This is a genomic window from Kitasatospora sp. NPDC001660 (assembly GCF_053596725.1).
Window position 1 is genome coordinate 20,444 of the sequence record NZ_JBSFGU010000039.1, and the last position, 17,348, is coordinate 37,791.

The following is a 17,348-nucleotide window of genomic DNA, read 5'->3' on the forward strand; positions in this document are numbered from 1 at the left end:
GCGGATCAGCCGTCGTGTCCGGCGGCGACGGCGACGGCCTCGTCGATCGTGGCGTTGCCGGCGACCAGTTCGAGGGTCTGCCCGGCGGTGCCGGGTTCGCGCAGCAGGGCAGCCAGGACGGCGGCCACGTCGGCCCGGTCCACCGTGCCGCGCCCGACCGCGGGGGCGAGCCGGACCAGGCCGGTGCCGGGGCCGTCGGTGAGCCGGCCGGGGCGCAGCACCGTCCAGTCGAGCGAGGTGCGGGACCGGACGGCGTCGTCGGCGGCGCCCTTGGCGCGCAGGTAGGTCTCGAAGACGTCGTCGGCGGGGTGGTGGGCGTCGGCGTCGGCGCCCATGGAGGAGACCATGAGGTAGCGGCGGACGCCGGCGAGTTCGGCGGCGTCGGCGAGCAGCACGGCCGCGTCGCGGTCGACGGTGTTCTTGCGGGCGGCGCCGCTGCCGGGTCCTGCGCCGGCGGCGAAGACCACGGCGTCGGCGCCGTCGAGCAGTGCGGCGAGTTGCGGGGCGGTGGCGGACTCCAAGTCGAGCAGGAGCGGCTCGGCGCCGGCGTCCACGAGGTCCTGGGCCTGTTCGGGCCGGCGGATGATCCCGGCCGGGCGGTCGCCGCGGTCGGCGAGCAGCCGTTCGAGTCGGAGCGCGATCTGTCCGTGGCCCCCGGCGATGACGGTACGCATGGCTCCGACGGTAGCCCGCGGCGCGCGCGCCCGTCGCGCGGAGCGCGCTTCGGGCGGACGCTCCGGGGCGGGCACGAGGAGGGCGCCGGGCAGGACACAATGGGCGCATGACTTCGCTCGCCCATCCGCAGCTGCGTTTCGCGCCCACCGTGCAGGACCCGTCCGGCCCCCGGGAGCTGGTGATCCTCGGTTCCACCGGGTCGATCGGCACCCAGGCCATCGACGTGGTGCTCCGCAACCCGGACCGGTTCCGGGTGGTCGCCCTGTCGGCGGCCGGCGGCCGGGTGGAACTGCTCGCCGAGCAGGCGCTGCGGCTGGGCGTGCACACCGTGGCGGTCGCCGATCCGGCGGCCGAGCCGGCGCTGCACGAGGCGCTGGCGGCGAAGGCGGCGGGCCGTCCGCTGCCGGCCGTGCTGGCGGGGCCGGACGCGGCGACCGAGCTGGCCGCGATGGAGTGCCACTCGGTGCTGAACGGCATCACCGGCTCGATCGGGCTGCGGCCGACGCTGGCCGCGCTGCGCGCGGGCCGGGTTCTGGTGCTGGCCAACAAGGAGTCGCTGATCGTCGGCGGCCCGCTGGTGAAGGCGGTGGCGCGGCCGGGGCAGATCGTGCCGGTGGACTCCGAGCACGCGGCGCTGTTCCAGGCGCTGGCCGGCGGCACCCGGGCCGAGGTCCGCAAGCTGGTGGTGACGGCGAGCGGCGGGCCGTTCCGCACCCGGACCCGGGAGCAGCTGGCCGGGGTGACCCCGCAGGACGCGCTGGCGCACCCGACCTGGGCGATGGGCCCGGTCGTCACGATCAACTCGGCCACCCTGGTCAACAAGGGCCTGGAGGTGATCGAGGCGCACCTGCTGTACGACGTGCCGTTCGACCGGATCGAGGTCGTGGTCCATCCGCAGTCGGTGGTGCACTCGATGGTGGAGTTCACCGACGGTTCGACGCTGGCGCAGGCCAGCCCGCCGGACATGCGGATGCCGATCGCGCTGGGCCTGGGCTGGCCGGACCGGGTGCCGGACGCCGCGCCGGGCTGCGACTGGACCAAGGCCGCCACCTGGGAGTTCTTCCCGCTGGACGACGAGGCCTTCCCGGCGGTCGAGCTGGCCCGCGAGGTGGGCTCGCTGGGCGGCACCGTGCCGGCGGTGTTCAACGCGGCGAACGAGGAGTGCGTGGAGGCCTTCCTGAAGGGCCGTCTCGCCTTCACGGGAATCGTGGACACTGTTGCCAAGGTCGTGGCCGAGCACGGCGCGCCGGCGGCGGGAACTTCCCTGACCGTCGAGGACGTCCTGCACGCGGAGGACTGGGCCCGCGCCCGGGCCCGCGAGCTGGCGGCGGGCTGACGGAGCCGGCGGTGGGCCGGCGGCTCCGGGTGGGCCCCGGCTGGGCACGACTGCGGTAGGACGAGACGATGAGCGGAGCGGCATGACGGAGGAGTTGCGGTGGCAACGGTTTTGACGGTGGTCGGCATCCTGGTCTTCGTGCTCGGGCTGCTCGTCTCGATCGCCTGGCACGAACTCGGCCACCTCTCCACGGCCAAGCTGTTCGGCATCCGGGTGCCGCAGTACATGGTCGGCTTCGGCCCGACCCTGTGGTCGCGCCGGAAGGGCGAGACCGAGTACGGCATCAAGGCGATCCCGTTCGGCGGGTACATCCGGATGATCGGGATGTTCCCACCGGGCGACGACGGCCGGATCACCAAGCGCAGCAGCTCGCCCTGGCGGACCATGATCGAGGACGCCCGGGAGGCCTCGTACGAGGAGCTCCAGGAGGGTGACGAGCACCGGCTGTTCTACACCCGCAAGCCGTGGAAGCGCGTCATCGTCATGTTCGCCGGGCCGTTCATGAACCTGATCCTGGCGTTCGGGCTCTTCCTGACGGTCATGATGGGCTTCGGCGTCTCCATGAACGTGCCGACCGTCAGCACCGTCGCCCAGTGCATCGTCAAGGCGGGCCAGCCCACCGACAGCTGCCCGGCGGGCGCCCCGCAGACTCCCGCCGCGACGGCCGGCCTGAAGGCCGGGGACCGGATCCTCTCCTTCGACGGCGACCGGATCCGCACCTACGACCAGCTCCAGGCGGACATCCGCAGGTCCGCCGGGAGGACCGTGCCGGTCGTGGTCGAACGGGGCGGCACGCAGCTCACCCTCACCCCGACCATCGCGGTCAACGACGTCCAGAAGTACGACGCGAACGACATCCCGATCAAGGGGCAGACCATCCAGGCCGGGTTCCTCGGATTCACCCCGGCGAGTGGCGTCGTCCAGCTGGGCTTCGGACAATCACTCGACCGGATGTACGACATGGCCGAGAACGGCGTGAAGTCCCTGGTCGCCCTGCCCGGCAAGATCCCCGGGCTGTGGAACGCCGTCGTCGGCGACGCCCCGCGCGACCCGGACTCGCCGATCGGGATGGTCGGCGCCGCCCGGGTGAGCGGCGAGGTCTTCTCGCTCGACATCCCGGGCACCCAGCGGATCGCGTTCTTCGTGAACCTGCTGGCCGGCATCAACCTGTCGCTGTTCCTGTTCAACATGCTGCCGCTGCTCCCGCTGGACGGCGGCCACGTCGCCGGCGCCGTCTGGGAATCGGTCCGACGTCGCCTCGCACAGCTGTTCAAGCGACCCGACCCGGGCCCGTTCGACGTCGCCAAGCTGATGCCCCTGGCGTACGTGGTGGCCAGCATCTTCGTCGGATTCACCTTGCTGGTGCTGGTAGCCGACCTGGTGAACCCGGTCAAGATCAGCTAGTGCGTTGGGGGTACGGCGGGTGTGCTGGGCTCCACCCCCGTGCCGTACCGTGGAGGCCGGGTGCGCGATCGTGGCGCGCCCGGCCTCGGCCGTTCCCTCGGCCGGGCGGTCGACCACACCTCAACCCTGGGGAACCCCGCACACATGACCGCGATCTCGCTCGGTATTCCGTCCCTGCCGCTCAAGCCGCTCGCCAAGCGTCGAGTATCCCGGCAGATCATGGTCGGCAACGTCCCGGTCGGCGGGGACGCCCCCGTCTCGGTGCAGTCGATGACCACCACCGTGACCTCGGACATCAACGCCACGCTGCAGCAGATCGCGCAGCTCACCGCCTCCGGCTGCCAGATCGTCCGGGTCGCCGTGCCGTCCCAGGACGACGCCGACGCGCTGCCGATCATCGCGAAGAAGTCGCAGATCCCGGTCATCGCCGACATCCACTTCCAGCCGAAGTACGTGTTCGCCGCGATCGACGCCGGCTGCGCCGCGGTGCGCGTCAACCCGGGCAACATCAAGGCCTTCGACGACAAGGTCGGCGAGATCGCCAAGGCCGCCAAGGACGCGGGCGTGCCGATCCGGATCGGCGTCAACGCCGGCTCGCTCGACAAGCGCCTGCTGGAGAAGTACGGCCGGGCCACCCCCGAGGCGCTGGTCGAGTCCGCGCTGTGGGAGTGCTCGCTGTTCGAGGAGCACGACTTCCGCGACATCAAGATCTCGGTCAAGCACAACGACCCGGTCGTGATGATCCAGGCCTACCGCCAGCTCGCCGCCGCGTGCGACTACCCGCTGCACCTCGGTGTCACCGAGGCCGGGCCGGCCTTCCAGGGCACCATCAAGTCGGCCGTCGCGTTCGGTGCGCTGCTCTCCGAGGGCATCGGCGACACCATCCGGGTCTCGCTGTCGGCTCCGCCGGCCGAGGAGATCAAGGTCGGCAACCAGATCCTGGAGTCGCTCGGCCTGCGCCAGCGCGGGCTGGAGATCGTCTCCTGCCCGTCCTGCGGTCGCGCCCAGGTGGACGTCTACAAGCTCGCCGAGGAGGTCACCGCCGGGCTGGAGGGCATGGAGGTGCCGCTGCGCGTCGCGGTCATGGGCTGCGTCGTGAACGGTCCGGGCGAGGCCCGCGAGGCCGACCTCGGGGTCGCCTCCGGCAACGGCAAGGGGCAGATCTTCGTCAAGGGCGAGGTCATCAAGACCGTTCCGGAGTCGAAGATCGTCGAGACCCTGATCGAGGAGGCGCTCAAGCTCGCCGAGCAGATGCAGGCGGAGGGCGTCGAGTCCGGGACGCCGACGGTCGTCGCCGGCGAGTGACCGGGGCGTAGTCCTTCGCGCGGGGCTTCGCCGGGCGGGGCTTCGCCGGGCGGGGCTTCGTTGTGTGGAGCTGTTTTTGTCTTTCCGGAAGCGGGGCCGTCCGTTCGCGGACGGCCCCGCGGCCGTAGCCGGGTGGGGCCACGGAGTAGGGTGCGGCCAGAGTCGTCTCAGTGAGGTGCTGTCTCGATGCTCGATCGAGGTGTGATGCTCCCCAGCTCGTTCCAGGCCGCCCGCGCCCTGGCCACCACCCGCGTGCTGGAGCCGCCGGACCTCGCCGACGCCCTGGAGATCCTCCACCGGGACCCGGTCGCGAACGCCTTCGTCGCCACCCGCGTCGAGTCGGTCGGCCTCGACCCCTGGCGGCTCGGCGGCGAGATGTGGGGCTGGTACGACGAGGACGGCGTCCTCGACGCGCTCTGCTACGCCGGGGCCAACCTCGTCCTGGTCAATGCCGGCCCTTCGGCGGTCCTGGCCTTCGCGGAGCGGGCACGGCGGCAGGGACGGCGGTGTTCCTCGCTCGTCGGGCCGGCCGAACCCACGGCGGCCTTCTGGGCGCTCCTGGAACGGAGTTGGGGGCCGGCGCGGGAGGTCCGCGCCCATCAGCCGCTGATGGCCACGACGGTGCCCTCGACGGAGATCGCTCCCGATCCGCTGGTCCGGCGGGTGCGGCGGAACGAGGTCGAGGCGCTGATGCCGGCGTGCGTGGCGATGTTCACCGAGGAGGTCGGGGTGTCGCCGCTGGCCGGGGACGGGGGGCTGCTGTACCAGGCGCGGGTCGCCGAACTCGTTTCCACGGGACGGTCGTTCGCGCGGTTCGGGGACGACGGTGAGGTCGTCTTCAAGGCGGAGATCGGTGCGGTGACCGAAGGGGCGTGCCAGATCCAGGGGGTGTGGGTCGCACCGGAGTTCCGGGGACAGGGGCTCTCGAAGACCGGGATGGCGGCGGTGCTCGGCATCGCGTTGCGGGAGGTCGCTCCGGTGGTGTCGCTGTACGTCAACGACTTCAACGTCCGGGCGCGGGCCGCTTATCGGCGCGTGGGGTTCCGGGAGGTCGGGGCGTTCATGAGTGTGCTCTTCTAGCGTTCGCGGACAGCGTTCGCACGTGGCGATCGCAGGCGTGCTCGCCCAGGGGGATGGGGAGAGGGGCAGGGGACGGGGGCCGGAGGGGTTGATCTGCGGCTCCGCCCGCGTTCGCGGGGCTCGGGTAGTAACGTCCGGGGCATGGATCAGCTGACCGGGGTGACGATCGAGGCCATCGATCTTGCGGCCTGGGCGCCGCAGGCGCTCGATGTCCAGGCGGTGGCGTTCGGGCTCACGCCCGAGGAGGTCGCCGTCCGGCTGCACATCGTCGGCCGGCACGCCCAGCAGCCCGGGGTGATCGCCCTCGGCGCGATGAGCGGCGGCCGGCTCGTCGGCTTCGGGTACGGGATGCCCAACCGGCGCGAGCACTGGTGGAGCACCGTCATCGAGCCCTACCTGGTCTCCCGGGGGTACGGGGACTGGCTGGACGGCGTGTTCGCCATCACCGAGCTGCACGTGTTGCCCGAGTGGCAGGGGCAGGGCATCGGCTCCCGGCTGATCCGGACGCTGTGCGAGGGCTCGGGGCTCGACCGGAGCATCCTGTCGGCGATCGACACGGAGACGCCGGCACGGCGGTTGTACCGGTCCCTGGGGTACCAGGACCTCGCGCGGGCGGTGCGCTTCCCGGCCACGGACCGGCTGTACGCGGTGATGGGGGCCCGGTTGCCGTTGCGGCGGCCCGGTGCGGGCGGGGTTCAGACGGCGCCGGCGAACTCCAGGTAGAGCTCGGCGTCCTCCTGGCGCTTCGCGGCGATGGCGCGCAGGCCGAGGTCGACCGCGCGGTAGAGGGTCCAGCCGCGGAGGCGCTCCTGGTCCACCTCCAGGGTGTCGGCGAGTTGGTGGATCCGGCGGCGGACGGCGGCGGGTGCGCCGGGGGAGCCGACCAGGGTGTCCGCGCGGTCCAGCACGAGGCGGGCCAGGTCGAAGGCGCGCTCTCCGGCGAGGGGGCGGGGGTCGATCGCCAGCCAGGGGGCGCGGTCGGCGGCGAGGACGTTGCCGTGGTGGAAGTCGCCGTGCAGGAGGAACGTCTCGGTGGCGGAGGCTGCGAGGGTGTCCGCCGTCTGCAGGGCCTCGGCGATGAGGGCGGCTGCCTCCGGCGGGGTGGGGAGGGCGGGGGCCCTCTCGGTGAGGCGCTCGGCGAGGGTGGGGAAGGGGTGCTGGTCGGGGAGTTGCACCCAGAGGCGGTGGAGGAGGCTGGTCGCCTCCAGCATGGCCTTGGGTTCGGCGAGTGACCGTAGGGGGATGTCGCCGTGCAGGCGCTCCAGGAGGAGGACCCCCTCGGCGGGGACGGCGTCCAGGAGGAGGACGGCGCCGCGGCCGGCCCATTGGGACAGCGCGGCGTGTTCGGTGGCCGTCTCCGGGGTGACCAGGCCGACCTTGAGGACGGCGGGGGAGAGGTCGTCGCGGTGGACGTAGGCGACGAGGCTGAGGCTGCCGCCCGGGTCGAGGACGCGCTCCAGGGTGAGGTTCCAGCGGTCCAGGTGGGCGGCCACGTGGGCGGGGAGGTTCGCCAGCCAGGCCTGGGCCTCGTCTCCGGTGGTGCTCGCGGCGATGCTGCGTGTCAGCCATGTGGGGACGGTGATGTGTGCTGATGCTCCCGACATGCCGGCCTTCCGGTTGGTGGTCCCCCGTGGTGCTACCTGTCCATTGTCGGGGATGGGGGCGAAAGTGCAGGTCAGTGACGCGGGGGTGGGCATTCGGGAGGGTAGGTGGTGCCGATGGCGGCTCCGGGGGTGGTTGCGGGTGGGTGGGCTTTGCCCTGCGCGCCCGCCTCAGGGGGTTGGGGGCGTGGTGGAGGGGGTGGGTGTGAGGGGTTGGTCGTTGATGCCCGGGAACGGGGTTTGGGGTGCGCCCCAGTGGCGGGCGCGTAGGGCGGTTTCGCGCAGGGCGTCGGCTGCGGTGGTGCGGTGTTGTGAGGGCACGGCGGCGACCAGGTCGGCGTAGATCGTGGTGAGGCGGGTCTCGATGTGGGCCGCCAGGCGGGTGGCCGATGGGGCGTCGGTGACCGGGAACGGGAGCTGGTAGCCGGCGGCTGCCGCGCCGGGGGTGGCTCCTGCTCCGGTGAGGAGGCGCTGCCACGCGTCCCGGCGGGCCTGGTGGGCGGCGTAGGCCGTTCGGGCGTCGGCGCGCTGCTGGTCCTCGGGGAGTTTGGCACCGACCACGCCGTAGCCGTAGACGGCGGCGTGTTCGGCGTTCAGGGCGCCCTGGAGCGCGGTGACCGCCTCGGGGGTGAGTGCCGCGCTCGGGGTTGCGGAGGGGGAGCCGGCGGGCGCGGTCGTGTCGCCGAGTGCGGTGGCGTGCACGGCGGCGGACGCGGCGACAGACGCCAGCAGTCGGGCCAGCTGGGGGGATGCGGTGCCCAGGTCGGCCAGGTGGGTCTGGGCGGTCTGGCGTTCGAGCGTGGCCAGCTCGGCGGTGGTGGGGGGCGCGGCGGCGGTTGCGGGTGTGGTGGTGGAGGGGGTGGGGGGTGTGGAAGGCGTGAGGGTTTGCGCCAGTGCTGCCCGGTGTTGTGCCACCTCGGCTCGCAGGGGCTGGAGCTGCGTTGCGGGCAGGGCGTCGTAGGCCGCGAGCAGGGTGTCGGTGGCGGCCACGGCGCGTCGGCGGAGGGGCTCGTCGGGGTCGGGGCGGCGGGCGTCGGCGGGCTTCCCCTGGTCAGGGGTGGTGGTGCAGGCGGCGGCGGTGAGGATCAGCCCGAGGGCCAGGAAGGTCCGTCGGCTGGGCGGCTGCATGTGTGTCACTCCGGGGCGTGTACGGGAGGACGGCCTCCCCGCCTGCCCTCGTTGGCGTGAATGATTACAGAATCCCCACGATTTCGGGCCGGGATCCGGGGTGGTTGGGGGTCCTGGGACGGGTGTGACCTTGCTCGCAGTGGGTGTCGGGCGGCCCGGGTGGTGTGGTCCGGAATCGGTGGTTCGCGGCATCACCGGCTAGGCTTTGGGCCGAGCTGCCGTGACCCTGTCGGGGCGCGGAGCGACCTTCTGACAACAGCAGACGCGGCCGAGGAGTCCACCCGGATGAGCACCACCCACACCGACCGGCTGCGCGCGTTGCTGGAGCCGCTGGCCGCACAGGCCGGACTGGACCTGGAGGACGTCAAGGTCACCAAGGCGGGCAACCGCCGACAGGTGCAGATCGACGTCGACACCGACGGCGGCGTGGACATGGACGCCATCGCCGAGTTCAGCCGGGTGGTCGGCGAGGCCCTCGACGAGTCGGACGTGATGGGGGACGAGCCCTACCTGCTGGAGGTCGGTTCGCCGGGTGCGGAGCGTCCGCTGACGCTGCCCCGGCACTGGCTGCGTGCGGAGGGGCGGCTGGCCAAGATCCACCTGGTCGACGGCGGGGAGATCGTCGCGCGGGTGCTGGAGGCGGACGAGGACGGCGCGCTGGTCGAGGTGCAGCCGGTGAAGGGCCGCGGCCGGCCGAAGGAGCGCCGCCTGGAGTACTCCGAGGTGGCCCGGGCTCGCGTCCAGGTCGAGTTCAACCGCAAGGACGACGAGCTCCTCGACGAGGGGGACGACGGTGCGGAGTGACGGCCGCACGCACTGGACCATGATGAATGTGACGAAAGACGAGGAGGCGTAGCCGTGGACATCGACATGAGTGCCCTGCGCACGCTGGTCAACGAGAAGAACATCCCCTTCGACCTGCTGGTCGAGTCGATCGAGTCGGCCCTCCTCACCGCGTACCACCGCACCGAGGGCTCGCGCCGCCGCGCGCGGGTGCACCTGGACCGCAAGAGCGGGCACGTCACCGTGTGGGCGATGGAGGACCCGGCGGAGCTGGAGGAGGGCGTCGAGCCGAAGGAGTTCGACGACACCCCGAACGGCTTCGGCCGGATCGCGTCCAGCATCGGCATCCAGGTGATGATGCAGCGCCTGCGCGACGCCGCCGACGACCAGACCTTCGGCGAGTACGCGGGCAAGGAGGGCGACATCGTCACCGGTGTCGTCCAGCAGGGCAACGACCCGAAGAACGTGCTGGTCGACATCGGCAAGCTGGAGGCCATCCTGCCGCCGCAGGAGCAGGTCCCGGGCGAGGACTACCGGCACGGCACCCGGCTCAAGTGCTACGTCGTGGCGGTGCGCCGCGGTGTCCGCGGGGCGTCGGTGACGCTGTCGCGCACGCACCCGAACCTGGTGAAGAAGCTGTTCGCGCTGGAGGTCCCGGAGATCGCGGACGGCAGCGTGGAGATCGCGGCCATCGCCCGCGAGGCCGGCCACCGGACCAAGATCGCGGTCTGGTCGCGCCGCGCCGGGCTGAACGCCAAGGGCGCCTGCATCGGCCCGATGGGCTCCCGGGTGCGCGCGGTGATGGGCGAGCTGCACGGCGAGAAGATCGACATCGTCGACTGGTCGGAGGACCCCCGCGAGATGGTCGCCGCCGCGCTGTCCCCCGCACGGGTGACCAGCGTGGAGATCGTCGACGCCGCCCAGCGCTCCGCCCGGGTGATCGTGCCCGACTACCAGCTGTCGCTGGCGATCGGCAAGGAGGGCCAGAACGCCCGCCTCGCGGCCCGCCTCACGGGGTGGCGGATCGACATCCGGCCGGACACCGAGGACGGCGGCCAGGAATCCGCGGAGCGGTAGTCAGTGTTGTAGCGGGCGGCCCCGCTGGTCCTGCCGGGACCGGTGGGGCGGCGCCATGTCCCTTCGGAGGGGTAGACTTGCCTTCGTCTGGCCGGACGCATGTCCGAGCACGCCCGGAACGCACCTGCGTGGGCTGCCGCAAGCGCGCGGCCAAGCACCAGCTGTTGCGTGTCACGGCGGTCGAGGGCGTCTGCGTCCCCGATCCTCGTGGCGCACTGCCAGGCCGGGGCGCACACCTGCATCCCGATCCGGCCTGCCTCGACCTCGCGGTCCGCCGTCGGGCGTTCCCCCGGGCCTTCCGGCTCCAGGGCACGCTCGACACGGAGCGGCTCCGCGGGTTCATCGAGGAGCGGGCGGGTGACAACCCGGAGTCCTGAGGCTCTCGGGCCCGCGAAAGAGAACCACCGCAACAAGTACGGCGTGCGGGCAGCCGCGTGTCGTGCCACCAGTCAGGTACCTCGCGATGTGGAAGTAGGTCGAGATTGCGATGAGCACTCGATGAGTACGCGATGAGTACGCGATGGGTACGCCCATGAAGTAGCGACAGTCCGGCGGACGAGACCCCCCGGACTCATAGACAGGAGTGAAGTGGCTAAGGTCCGGGTTTACGAACTCGCCAAGGAACTTGGCTTGGAGAGCAAGGCCGTCATGGCCAAGCTCACCGAGCTCGGTGAGTTCGTCCGTTCGGCGTCCTCGACGATCGAGGCGCCGGTCGTGCGCAAGTTGACTGACGCGCTTGGTGTGGCCCCCACCGGTGGTGGTTCCGCTGCCAAGCCGGGCCCGCGGAAGACCGCGGCGCCCTCCCCCGCAGGTGCCCCCAAGCCGGGTGCTCCGACCCCGGGTCCGCGCCCCAGCGCGACCCCTGGTCCCCGTCCCACCCCGGCCGCAGGTCCTGCGGCCTCTGCGGCTCCGGCCGCGCCCGCCGCCGCGAAGCCGGGTGCGCCGACGCCGGGCCCGCGCCCGGCCGCGCGTCCCGCCGCTCCGGCGGCTCCGGCCGCGCCCGCGGCCGAGTTCTCCTCGCCGGCTCCGGCCGGTGACGCCCCGCGTCCGTCCGCTCAGGCCCCGCGCCCGAGTGGTCAGGCCTCCGGCGCTGCCCGTCCGGGCCCGCGTCCGGCCGGCCCGCGTCCGGGCAACAACCCGTTCACCTCGGGCAGCGCCACCGGCATGGCCCGCCCCGGCGACCGCCGTGCGGGCGCGCCGGGTGGGCGTCCGGGTGCTCCGGGTGCGCAGGGCGGCGACCGCCCGCGTCCCGGTGGTGACCGGCCGCGTCCGGCGGGTGCTCCGGGTGCCGGCGCCCCCCGTCCGGGTGGCGACCGTCCGCGTCCGGCGGGTGCTCCGGGTGCCGGCGCGCCGCGTCCCGGTGGTGACCGGCCGCGTCCGGCCGCTCCGGGTGCCGGTGCCCCCCGTCCGGGTGGCGCCCCCCGTCCCGACGGCATGCCGCGTCCGGCGGCGCCGCGTCCCGGCGGGCCGACCCCGTCCGGCATGCCGCGTCCGAACCCGGGCATGATGCCGCAGCGTCCGGCTCCGGGCCCGCGTCCCGGCCCGGGTGGCCGTGGTCCGGGTGGCCCCGGCGGCCGTCCCGGTGCTCCGGGTGGTGCCCGTCCGGGCTTCCAGGGTCGTCCGGCCGGTCCGGGCTCGCGTCCGGCCGGTGGCGGCGGCTTCGGCGGTCCGCGTCCGGGTGGCGGTGCTCCGGGTGGTGGCGGCGGCTTCGGCGGCGCCCGTCCGGGTGGTTTCGGCGGTCGTCCGGGTGGCCCGGGTGCCCGTGGTGGCACGCAGGGTGCCTTCGGTCGCGGCCCCGGTGGCCGTCCGGCGCGTGGCCGCAAGTCGAAGCGGGCGAAGCGCCAGGAGTACGAGGCCATGCAGGCCCCGTCCGTCGGCGGTGTGATGCTGCCCCGCGGCAACGGCCAGACCGTTCGCCTGTCGAGCGGCGCCTCGCTGATGGACTTCGCGGAGAAGATCAACGCCAACCCGGCCGCGCTCGTCTCCGTCATGTTCAACCTCGGCGAGATGGTCACCGCGACGCAGTCGGTCTCCGACGCGACGCTGCAGCTGCTGGCCGACGAGATGGGCTTCCAGCTGGAGATCGTCAGCCGGGAGGACGAGGACCGCGAGCTGCTGGAGTCGTTCGACATCGACTTCGGTGCCAACGAGGGCGGCGACGAGCAGCTGGCCCCGCGCCCGCCGGTCGTCACCGTCATGGGTCACGTCGACCACGGTAAGACCCGCCTGCTGGACGCCATCCGCAAGTCCAACGTGGTGGCCGGCGAGGCCGGTGGCATCACCCAGCACATCGGTGCCTACCAGGTCGTCACCGAGGTGAACGGCGAGCAGCGTCCGATCACCTTCCTGGACACCCCGGGTCACGAGGCGTTCTCCGCCATGCGTGCCCGTGGTGCCAAGTCCACCGACATCGCGATCCTGGTGGTCGCGGCCAACGACGGTGTCATGCCGCAGACGGTCGAGGCGCTCAACCACGCCAAGGCCGCCGGTGTGCCGATCGTGGTCGCCGTCAACAAGATCGACGTCGAGGGCGCCGACCCGACCAAGGTCCGCGGCCAGCTGACCGAGTTCGGCCTGGTGGCCGAGGAGTACGGCGGCGACACCATGTTCGTCGACATCTCCGCCCGCCAGGGTCTGCACATCGATCAGCTGCTGGAGGCCGTGGTCCTGACCGCGGACGCCTCGCTCGACCTCCGGGCCAACCCCGAGCAGGACGCGCAGGGTATTGCGATCGAGGCCCACCTCGACAAGGGCCGCGGCGCCATGGCGACCGTGCTGGTCCAGCGCGGTACGCTCCGCGTCGGCGACTCGATCGTCGTGGGCGACGCCTACGGCCGCGTCCGCGCGATGCTGGACGAGAACGGCAACAGCCTCACCGAGGCCGGCCCGTCCCGCCCGGTGCTGCTGCTCGGTCTGACCTCGGTGCCCCGCGCCGGCGACAGCTTCATCGTCGTCGACGAGGACCGCACCGCCCGCCAGATCGCCGAGAAGCGCTCGGCCCGCGACCGCAACGCCGCCTTCGCGCAGCGTCGCGTCCGGGTGTCCCTGGAGGACCTGGACAAGGCCATCGCCGCCGGCTCCATCGAGCAGCTCAACCTCATCATCAAGGGTGACGTCTCCGGTTCGGTCGAGGCCCTCGAGGACGCCCTGGTCAAGCTGGACGTGGGCGAGGAGGTCGAGCTCCGGGTGCTGCACCGCGGCGTCGGTGCGATCACCGAGTCCGACGTCGACCTGGCCATGGGCTCGGACGCCATCATCATCGGCTTCAACGTGCGCGCCGAAGGCCGTGCGCGTGCCGCGGCCGAGAAGGAAGGCGTGGACGTCCGGTACTACTCGGTCATCTACCAGGCGATCGAGGAGATCGAGAACGCCCTCAAGGGCATGCTCAAGCCGGAGTACGAGGAGGTGCGCCTCGGCGCCGCGGAGATCCGCGAGGTCTTCCGCTCCTCCAAGTTCGGCAACATCGCCGGTGTCCTGGTCCGCGACGGCATCATCCGCCGCAACGCCAAGGCCCGCCTGCTGCGCGACGGCAAGGTCGTGGCGGAGAACCTCTCGATCGAGGGTCTGCGCCGCTTCAAGGACGACGCGACCGAGGTCCGCGAGGGCTTCGAGGCCGGTGTCACGCTCGGGTCGTTCAACGACATCAAGGTCGACGACATCATCGAGACCTACGAGATGCGCGAGAAGCCGCGCGCGTAAGCGGACGGCTGCCGGGGCCGGTCGACGGGTGGTATTTCCGTCGACCGGCCCCGGTCTCGCTGTGTAGGGTCCGGGGTAGTCGAATTCCGCGGCGTCAGCCCGAGTCCGGGCTGTCTCCCCGAGGCCCCCAGGTCGGCGAGACCTGTCATACATGTTCGTGGGAACACTCACCTTCGACCTGCTGCTGGGCGACGTCCACTCGCTCAAGGAGAAGCGTTCGATCGTGCGGCCCATCGTGGCCGAACTGCAGCGCAAGTACAGCGTGTGCGCTGCCGAGACCGGGAACCAGGATCTGCACCGCCGGGCCGAGATCGGCCTGGCGGTGGTGTCCGGCGACGCCGGGTACGTCACCGAGATCCTGGACAGCTGTGAGCGGTTGGTCGCCGGCCGCCCCGAGGTGCAGCTCCTCGCCGCGAGGAGGCGCTACCACAACGACGACGACGAATGACCCCTGTGGAGTCCGCCGGCGGAAGTCGCCGTTCTCACACAGATCAGGACCCAGAGCGCCCGCAAGGCCGGGCGCGGGCCGGTACTTTGGGGCGTGGGCCCCGACGGGCATGCAGCTCGCCCGGGTGCCGGGCCCACTGCACGAGGAGGCAACGTGACCGACACCGCAAGGGCGCGCAAGCTCGCCGACCGCATCCAGGTGGTCGTCGCCCAGACCCTGGAGCGGCGGATCAAGGACCCGAGGCTCGGGTTCGTGACCATCACCGACACCCGGGTGACCGGCGACCTGCGCGAGGCCACCGTCTTCTACACCGTCTTCGGCGACGAGACCGAGCGCCAGGCCACCGCGGCCGCGCTGGAGAGCGCCAAGGGCGTGCTCCGCTCGGAGGTCGGCAAGCAGACCGGGGTGCGCTTCACCCCGTCGCTGACCTTCGTCGCGGACGCCCTGCCGGAGAACGCCCGGAACATCGACGACCTGCTCGACCGGGCCCGGACCTCCGACGCAGCCGTGCGCACGCAGGCCGCGGGGGCGACCTACGCCGGCGACGCGGACCCGTACAGGGTCCCGGCGTCCGAGCGTGACGACGAGGACGAGTAGTCATGGCGGGTGAGCCGGCGCAGGCCGGTTCGACCACGGGGGCGTCTTCCACCAGTGCGGTGGAGGGTGCCCTCGCGGTGCTTCCGGGCTCGGTGCTCCCCGGGCCGCGGGCCGAGGAGAGCGGCTTCGAGCTGGTCTGGCAGGCCGTGGTGGCCGAGATCGGGCGGGCCCGCACGATCGACCTGATCTGCCACATCTGCCCGGACGGCGACGCGCTGGGCTCCGCCCTGGCGGCCGGGCTGGCGCTGCGCGGGCTCGGTCACGAGGTGCGGGTCTCCTTCGGCGACGACCCGCAGGTGGTGCCCGAGTCGCTCGCGTTCCTGCCCGGCCAGGAGCTGATCGTGCCGGCCGCCGAGGTGCCGGACGTCCCCGAGCTGGTGCTCTGCTTCGACGTGGCCGCCGAGAGCCGGCTCGGCCTGCTGCACGACAAGGCCTTCGCCGCGCCCGTGCTGGTGGTCTTCGACCACCACGCCTCCAACCCCGGCTTCGGCACCCACCAGTTGATCGACTCGACCGCGCCGGCCACCGCCGTGCTGGTCGACGAGCTGCTGAGGCGGCTCGGCGTCGGACTCGACCAGGACCTGGCCACCTGCCTCTACACCGGGGTCGCCACCGACACCGGCTCGTTCAAGTACCGGGCCACCACGCCCGCCACCCACGAACTCGCCGGACGGCTGCTGGCCACCGGCATCCGGCACGACCTGATCTCCCGGCAGCTGTGGGACACCTCCTCCTTCGGCTACCTCAAGGTGCTCGCGGGCGCCCTCGACCGGGCGGTCTACGAGCCGGACGCGGCGGGCGGGTTGGGGCTGGTGTGGACCTGGGTGCCGTACCAGGACCTCGTGCTGTTCAGCGTCACGATCGAGGAGATCGAGGGGCTGATCGACATCCTGCGCCGTCCGGCCGAGGCCGAGGTGGCGCTGGTGCTCAAGCAGGACCCGGACGGGACGCTGCGCGGCTCCTCGCGCTCCAAGGGCGCGGTGGACGTCGCCGCGGCCTGCTCCGAACTGGGCGGCGGTGGGCACGTCTACGCGGCCGGGTTCAGCGCCCGGGCGGACGTGGCCGCCGTGGTCGAGCGGTTCCGGGCCGCGCTGCGGCCGGTACGTTGAGGGTGCTGTGTTGATCAGCCTGCGAATGCCGTTTTAGAGAAAGAACCCGATGAAGCGCAAAGGCACCGGCCCGGACGGCCTGGTGATCGTCGACAAGCCGGAGGGCATCACCTCGCACGGGGTGGTCGCCAAGCTGCGGTGGCTGGCCGGGACGCGGAAGGTCGGCCACGCCGGCACGCTCGACCCGATGGCCACCGGCGTGCTGGTGATCGGGGTCGAGCGGGCCACCCGGCTGCTCGGCCACCTGATGCTCACCGCCAAGACGTACGAGGCGACGATCCGGCTCGGCCAGACCACGATCACCGACGACCGGGAGGGCGAGGTCACCTCGTCCACCCCGGCCGACGGGGTGGAGCGGGCGGCGATCGACGCCGGGATCGCGGCGCTCACCGGCGAGATCATGCAGGTGCCGTCCAAGGTCAGCGCGATCAAGATCGACGGCAAGCGGTCGTACGCGCGGGTGCGCGAGGGCGAGGACTTCGAGCTCGCGGCCCGGCCGACGACGATCCACTCCTTCACCGTGCACGAGCAGCGCGCGGCGGTCGCCGAGGACGGCACGCCGGTGATCGACCTGGACGTGACCGTGGAGTGCTCCTCCGGCACCTACATCCGCGCGCTGGCCCGGGACCTCGGCGCCGGGCTCGGCGTCGGCGGGCACCTGACCGCGCTGCGGCGCACCAAGGTGGGGCCGTACTCGGTGGAGTCGGCGCGGACCCTGGAGCAGCTCGAGGCCGCAGTCACCGGCGGCTCCGCCGCAGGGCTCGAGGTGCTGCCGATCGCGGACGCGGCGGCGGCCGCCTTCCCGCGCTGGGACCTCGACGCCCCGCAGGCCGAGAAGCTGTCCCACGGCGCCCGGCTCAAGGCGCCCGGGCTGGGCGTGGACGGGCCGATCGCGGTGTTCGGGCCGGACGGGCGCTTCCTCGCGCTGGTGGAGGAGAAGGGCGGGCAGGCGAAGCCGGTGGCGGTGTTCGTCGGCTGAGGCTCTGTCGTGGAGTGGAACCCCCGTCGGATCTTTCCGGCGGGGGTTCATTCGTCCGGGCGAGCGCGCGAGGTGAACGCCGGTGGTGAACGGCGCGTGGGTGGTCGGTTCGCCCTCCTGACGGGCA

General features: G+C 72.5%; 16 protein-coding genes. 13 read left to right on the plus strand and 3 right to left on the minus strand.

The genetic code is table 11. The features are described 5' to 3' along the window. Positions 1-5: 5 nt before the first annotated feature. Entirely contained in the window at positions 6-674 is a 669-nt protein-coding gene (locus ACWCXH_RS30475; RefSeq protein WP_449804706.1) for an NAD(P)-binding oxidoreductase, read from the minus strand. Between the two features lie 107 nt (positions 675-781). On the opposite strand from ACWCXH_RS30475, the gene dxr reads away from it, so the two are divergent. The 5 genes from dxr to ACWCXH_RS30500 all read left to right on the plus strand — a co-directional run bounded on the left by dxr (position 782) and on the right by ACWCXH_RS30500 (position 6,523). Then, positions 782-2,011: a 1-deoxy-D-xylulose-5-phosphate reductoisomerase gene (gene dxr, locus ACWCXH_RS30480; protein ID WP_449804707.1), complete on the plus strand. Its 1,230-nt coding sequence runs from the start codon at positions 782-784 to the stop codon at positions 2,009-2,011. Between the two features lie 99 nt (positions 2,012-2,110). Continuing rightward, on the plus strand, positions 2,111-3,415 hold the full coding sequence (locus ACWCXH_RS30485) for a M50 family metallopeptidase (RefSeq protein ID WP_449804708.1): 1,305 nt from the start codon (positions 2,111-2,113) through the stop codon (positions 3,413-3,415). A gap of 144 nt (positions 3,416-3,559) precedes the next feature. After that, positions 3,560-4,720: a flavodoxin-dependent (E)-4-hydroxy-3-methylbut-2-enyl-diphosphate synthase gene (gene ispG / locus ACWCXH_RS30490; RefSeq protein ID WP_449804709.1), complete on the plus strand. Its 1,161-nt coding sequence runs from the start codon at positions 3,560-3,562 to the stop codon at positions 4,718-4,720. Positions 4,721-4,906: 186 nt separating this feature from the next. Next, on the plus strand, positions 4,907-5,800 hold the full coding sequence (locus tag ACWCXH_RS30495; RefSeq protein WP_449804710.1) for a GNAT family N-acetyltransferase: 894 nt from the start codon (positions 4,907-4,909) through the stop codon (positions 5,798-5,800). A gap of 141 nt (positions 5,801-5,941) precedes the next feature. Further along, a complete protein-coding gene (locus ACWCXH_RS30500) occupies positions 5,942-6,523 on the plus strand; it encodes a GNAT family N-acetyltransferase (RefSeq protein ID WP_449804711.1) in 582 nt (193 codons plus the stop codon). On the opposite strand, the gene ACWCXH_RS30505 is transcribed toward ACWCXH_RS30500, so the two are convergent. After that, entirely contained in the window at positions 6,496-7,404 is a 909-nt protein-coding gene (locus ACWCXH_RS30505) for an aminoglycoside phosphotransferase family protein (RefSeq protein ID WP_449804712.1), read from the minus strand. The two genes, ACWCXH_RS30500 and ACWCXH_RS30505, sit on opposite strands and share 28 nt — an antisense overlap. Before the next feature lie 168 nt (positions 7,405-7,572). Next, the gene (locus ACWCXH_RS30510) at positions 7,573-8,529 is read right to left on the minus strand and encodes a ferritin-like domain-containing protein (RefSeq protein ID WP_449804742.1); all 957 of its coding nucleotides are present in this window, start codon (positions 8,527-8,529) and stop codon (positions 7,573-7,575) included. A 285-nt stretch (positions 8,530-8,814) separates the two neighbouring features. On the opposite strand from ACWCXH_RS30510, the gene rimP reads away from it, so the two are divergent. From rimP to truB, 8 genes are all read left to right on the plus strand, one after another. Further along, entirely contained in the window at positions 8,815-9,333 is a 519-nt protein-coding gene (gene rimP / locus ACWCXH_RS30515) for a ribosome maturation factor RimP (protein ID WP_449804713.1), read from the plus strand. Positions 9,334-9,387: 54 nt separating this feature from the next. Further along, a complete protein-coding gene (gene nusA, locus ACWCXH_RS30520; RefSeq protein WP_449804714.1) occupies positions 9,388-10,389 on the plus strand; it encodes a transcription termination factor NusA in 1,002 nt (333 codons plus the stop codon). Between the two features lie 128 nt (positions 10,390-10,517). Next, positions 10,518-10,766, plus strand: coding sequence for a YlxR family protein (locus tag ACWCXH_RS30525; protein ID WP_449804715.1), 249 nt, complete (start codon positions 10,518-10,520; stop codon positions 10,764-10,766). 211 nt (positions 10,767-10,977) lie between these two features. Beyond that, complete coding sequence (gene infB / locus ACWCXH_RS30530; protein WP_449804716.1) at positions 10,978-14,088, plus strand: translation initiation factor IF-2; 3,111 nt, start codon at positions 10,978-10,980, stop codon at positions 14,086-14,088. 151 nt (positions 14,089-14,239) lie between these two features. Next, the gene (locus ACWCXH_RS30535) at positions 14,240-14,536 is read left to right on the plus strand and encodes a DUF503 domain-containing protein (RefSeq protein ID WP_153460710.1); all 297 of its coding nucleotides are present in this window, start codon (positions 14,240-14,242) and stop codon (positions 14,534-14,536) included. Positions 14,537-14,689: 153 nt separating this feature from the next. Further along, complete coding sequence (gene rbfA / locus ACWCXH_RS30540; RefSeq protein WP_270146897.1) at positions 14,690-15,133, plus strand: 30S ribosome-binding factor RbfA; 444 nt, start codon at positions 14,690-14,692, stop codon at positions 15,131-15,133. Positions 15,134-15,135: 2 nt separating this feature from the next. After that, positions 15,136-16,242 (plus strand): DHH family phosphoesterase, encoded by a 1,107-nt coding sequence (locus tag ACWCXH_RS30545; protein ID WP_449804717.1) that lies wholly within the window; start codon positions 15,136-15,138, stop codon positions 16,240-16,242. A gap of 49 nt (positions 16,243-16,291) precedes the next feature. Continuing rightward, positions 16,292-17,221, plus strand: coding sequence for a tRNA pseudouridine(55) synthase TruB (gene truB, locus ACWCXH_RS30550; protein ID WP_449804718.1), 930 nt, complete (start codon positions 16,292-16,294; stop codon positions 17,219-17,221). Positions 17,222-17,348 lie beyond the last annotated feature (127 nt).

Coding starts and splice junctions, on each gene's coding strand:
- ACWCXH_RS30475 (WP_449804706.1), bottom strand. CDS start 674: ATGCGTACCGTCATCGCCGGGGGCCACGGACAGATCGCGCTCCGACTC.
- dxr (WP_449804707.1), top strand. CDS start 782: ATGACTTCGCTCGCCCATCCGCAGCTGCGTTTCGCGCCCACCGTGCAG.
- ispG (WP_449804709.1), top strand. CDS start 3,560: ATGACCGCGATCTCGCTCGGTATTCCGTCCCTGCCGCTCAAGCCGCTC.
- ACWCXH_RS30495 (WP_449804710.1), top strand. CDS start 4,907: ATGCTCGATCGAGGTGTGATGCTCCCCAGCTCGTTCCAGGCCGCCCGC.
- ACWCXH_RS30500 (WP_449804711.1), top strand. CDS start 5,942: ATGGATCAGCTGACCGGGGTGACGATCGAGGCCATCGATCTTGCGGCC.
- ACWCXH_RS30505 (WP_449804712.1), bottom strand. CDS start 7,404: ATGTCGGGAGCATCAGCACACATCACCGTCCCCACATGGCTGACACGC.
- ACWCXH_RS30510 (WP_449804742.1), bottom strand. CDS start 8,529: ATGCAGCCGCCCAGCCGACGGACCTTCCTGGCCCTCGGGCTGATCCTC.
- rimP (WP_449804713.1), top strand. CDS start 8,815: ATGAGCACCACCCACACCGACCGGCTGCGCGCGTTGCTGGAGCCGCTG.
- ACWCXH_RS30535 (WP_153460710.1), top strand. CDS start 14,240: ATGTTCGTGGGAACACTCACCTTCGACCTGCTGCTGGGCGACGTCCAC.
- ACWCXH_RS30545 (WP_449804717.1), top strand. CDS start 15,136: ATGGCGGGTGAGCCGGCGCAGGCCGGTTCGACCACGGGGGCGTCTTCC.
- truB (WP_449804718.1), top strand. CDS start 16,292: ATGAAGCGCAAAGGCACCGGCCCGGACGGCCTGGTGATCGTCGACAAG.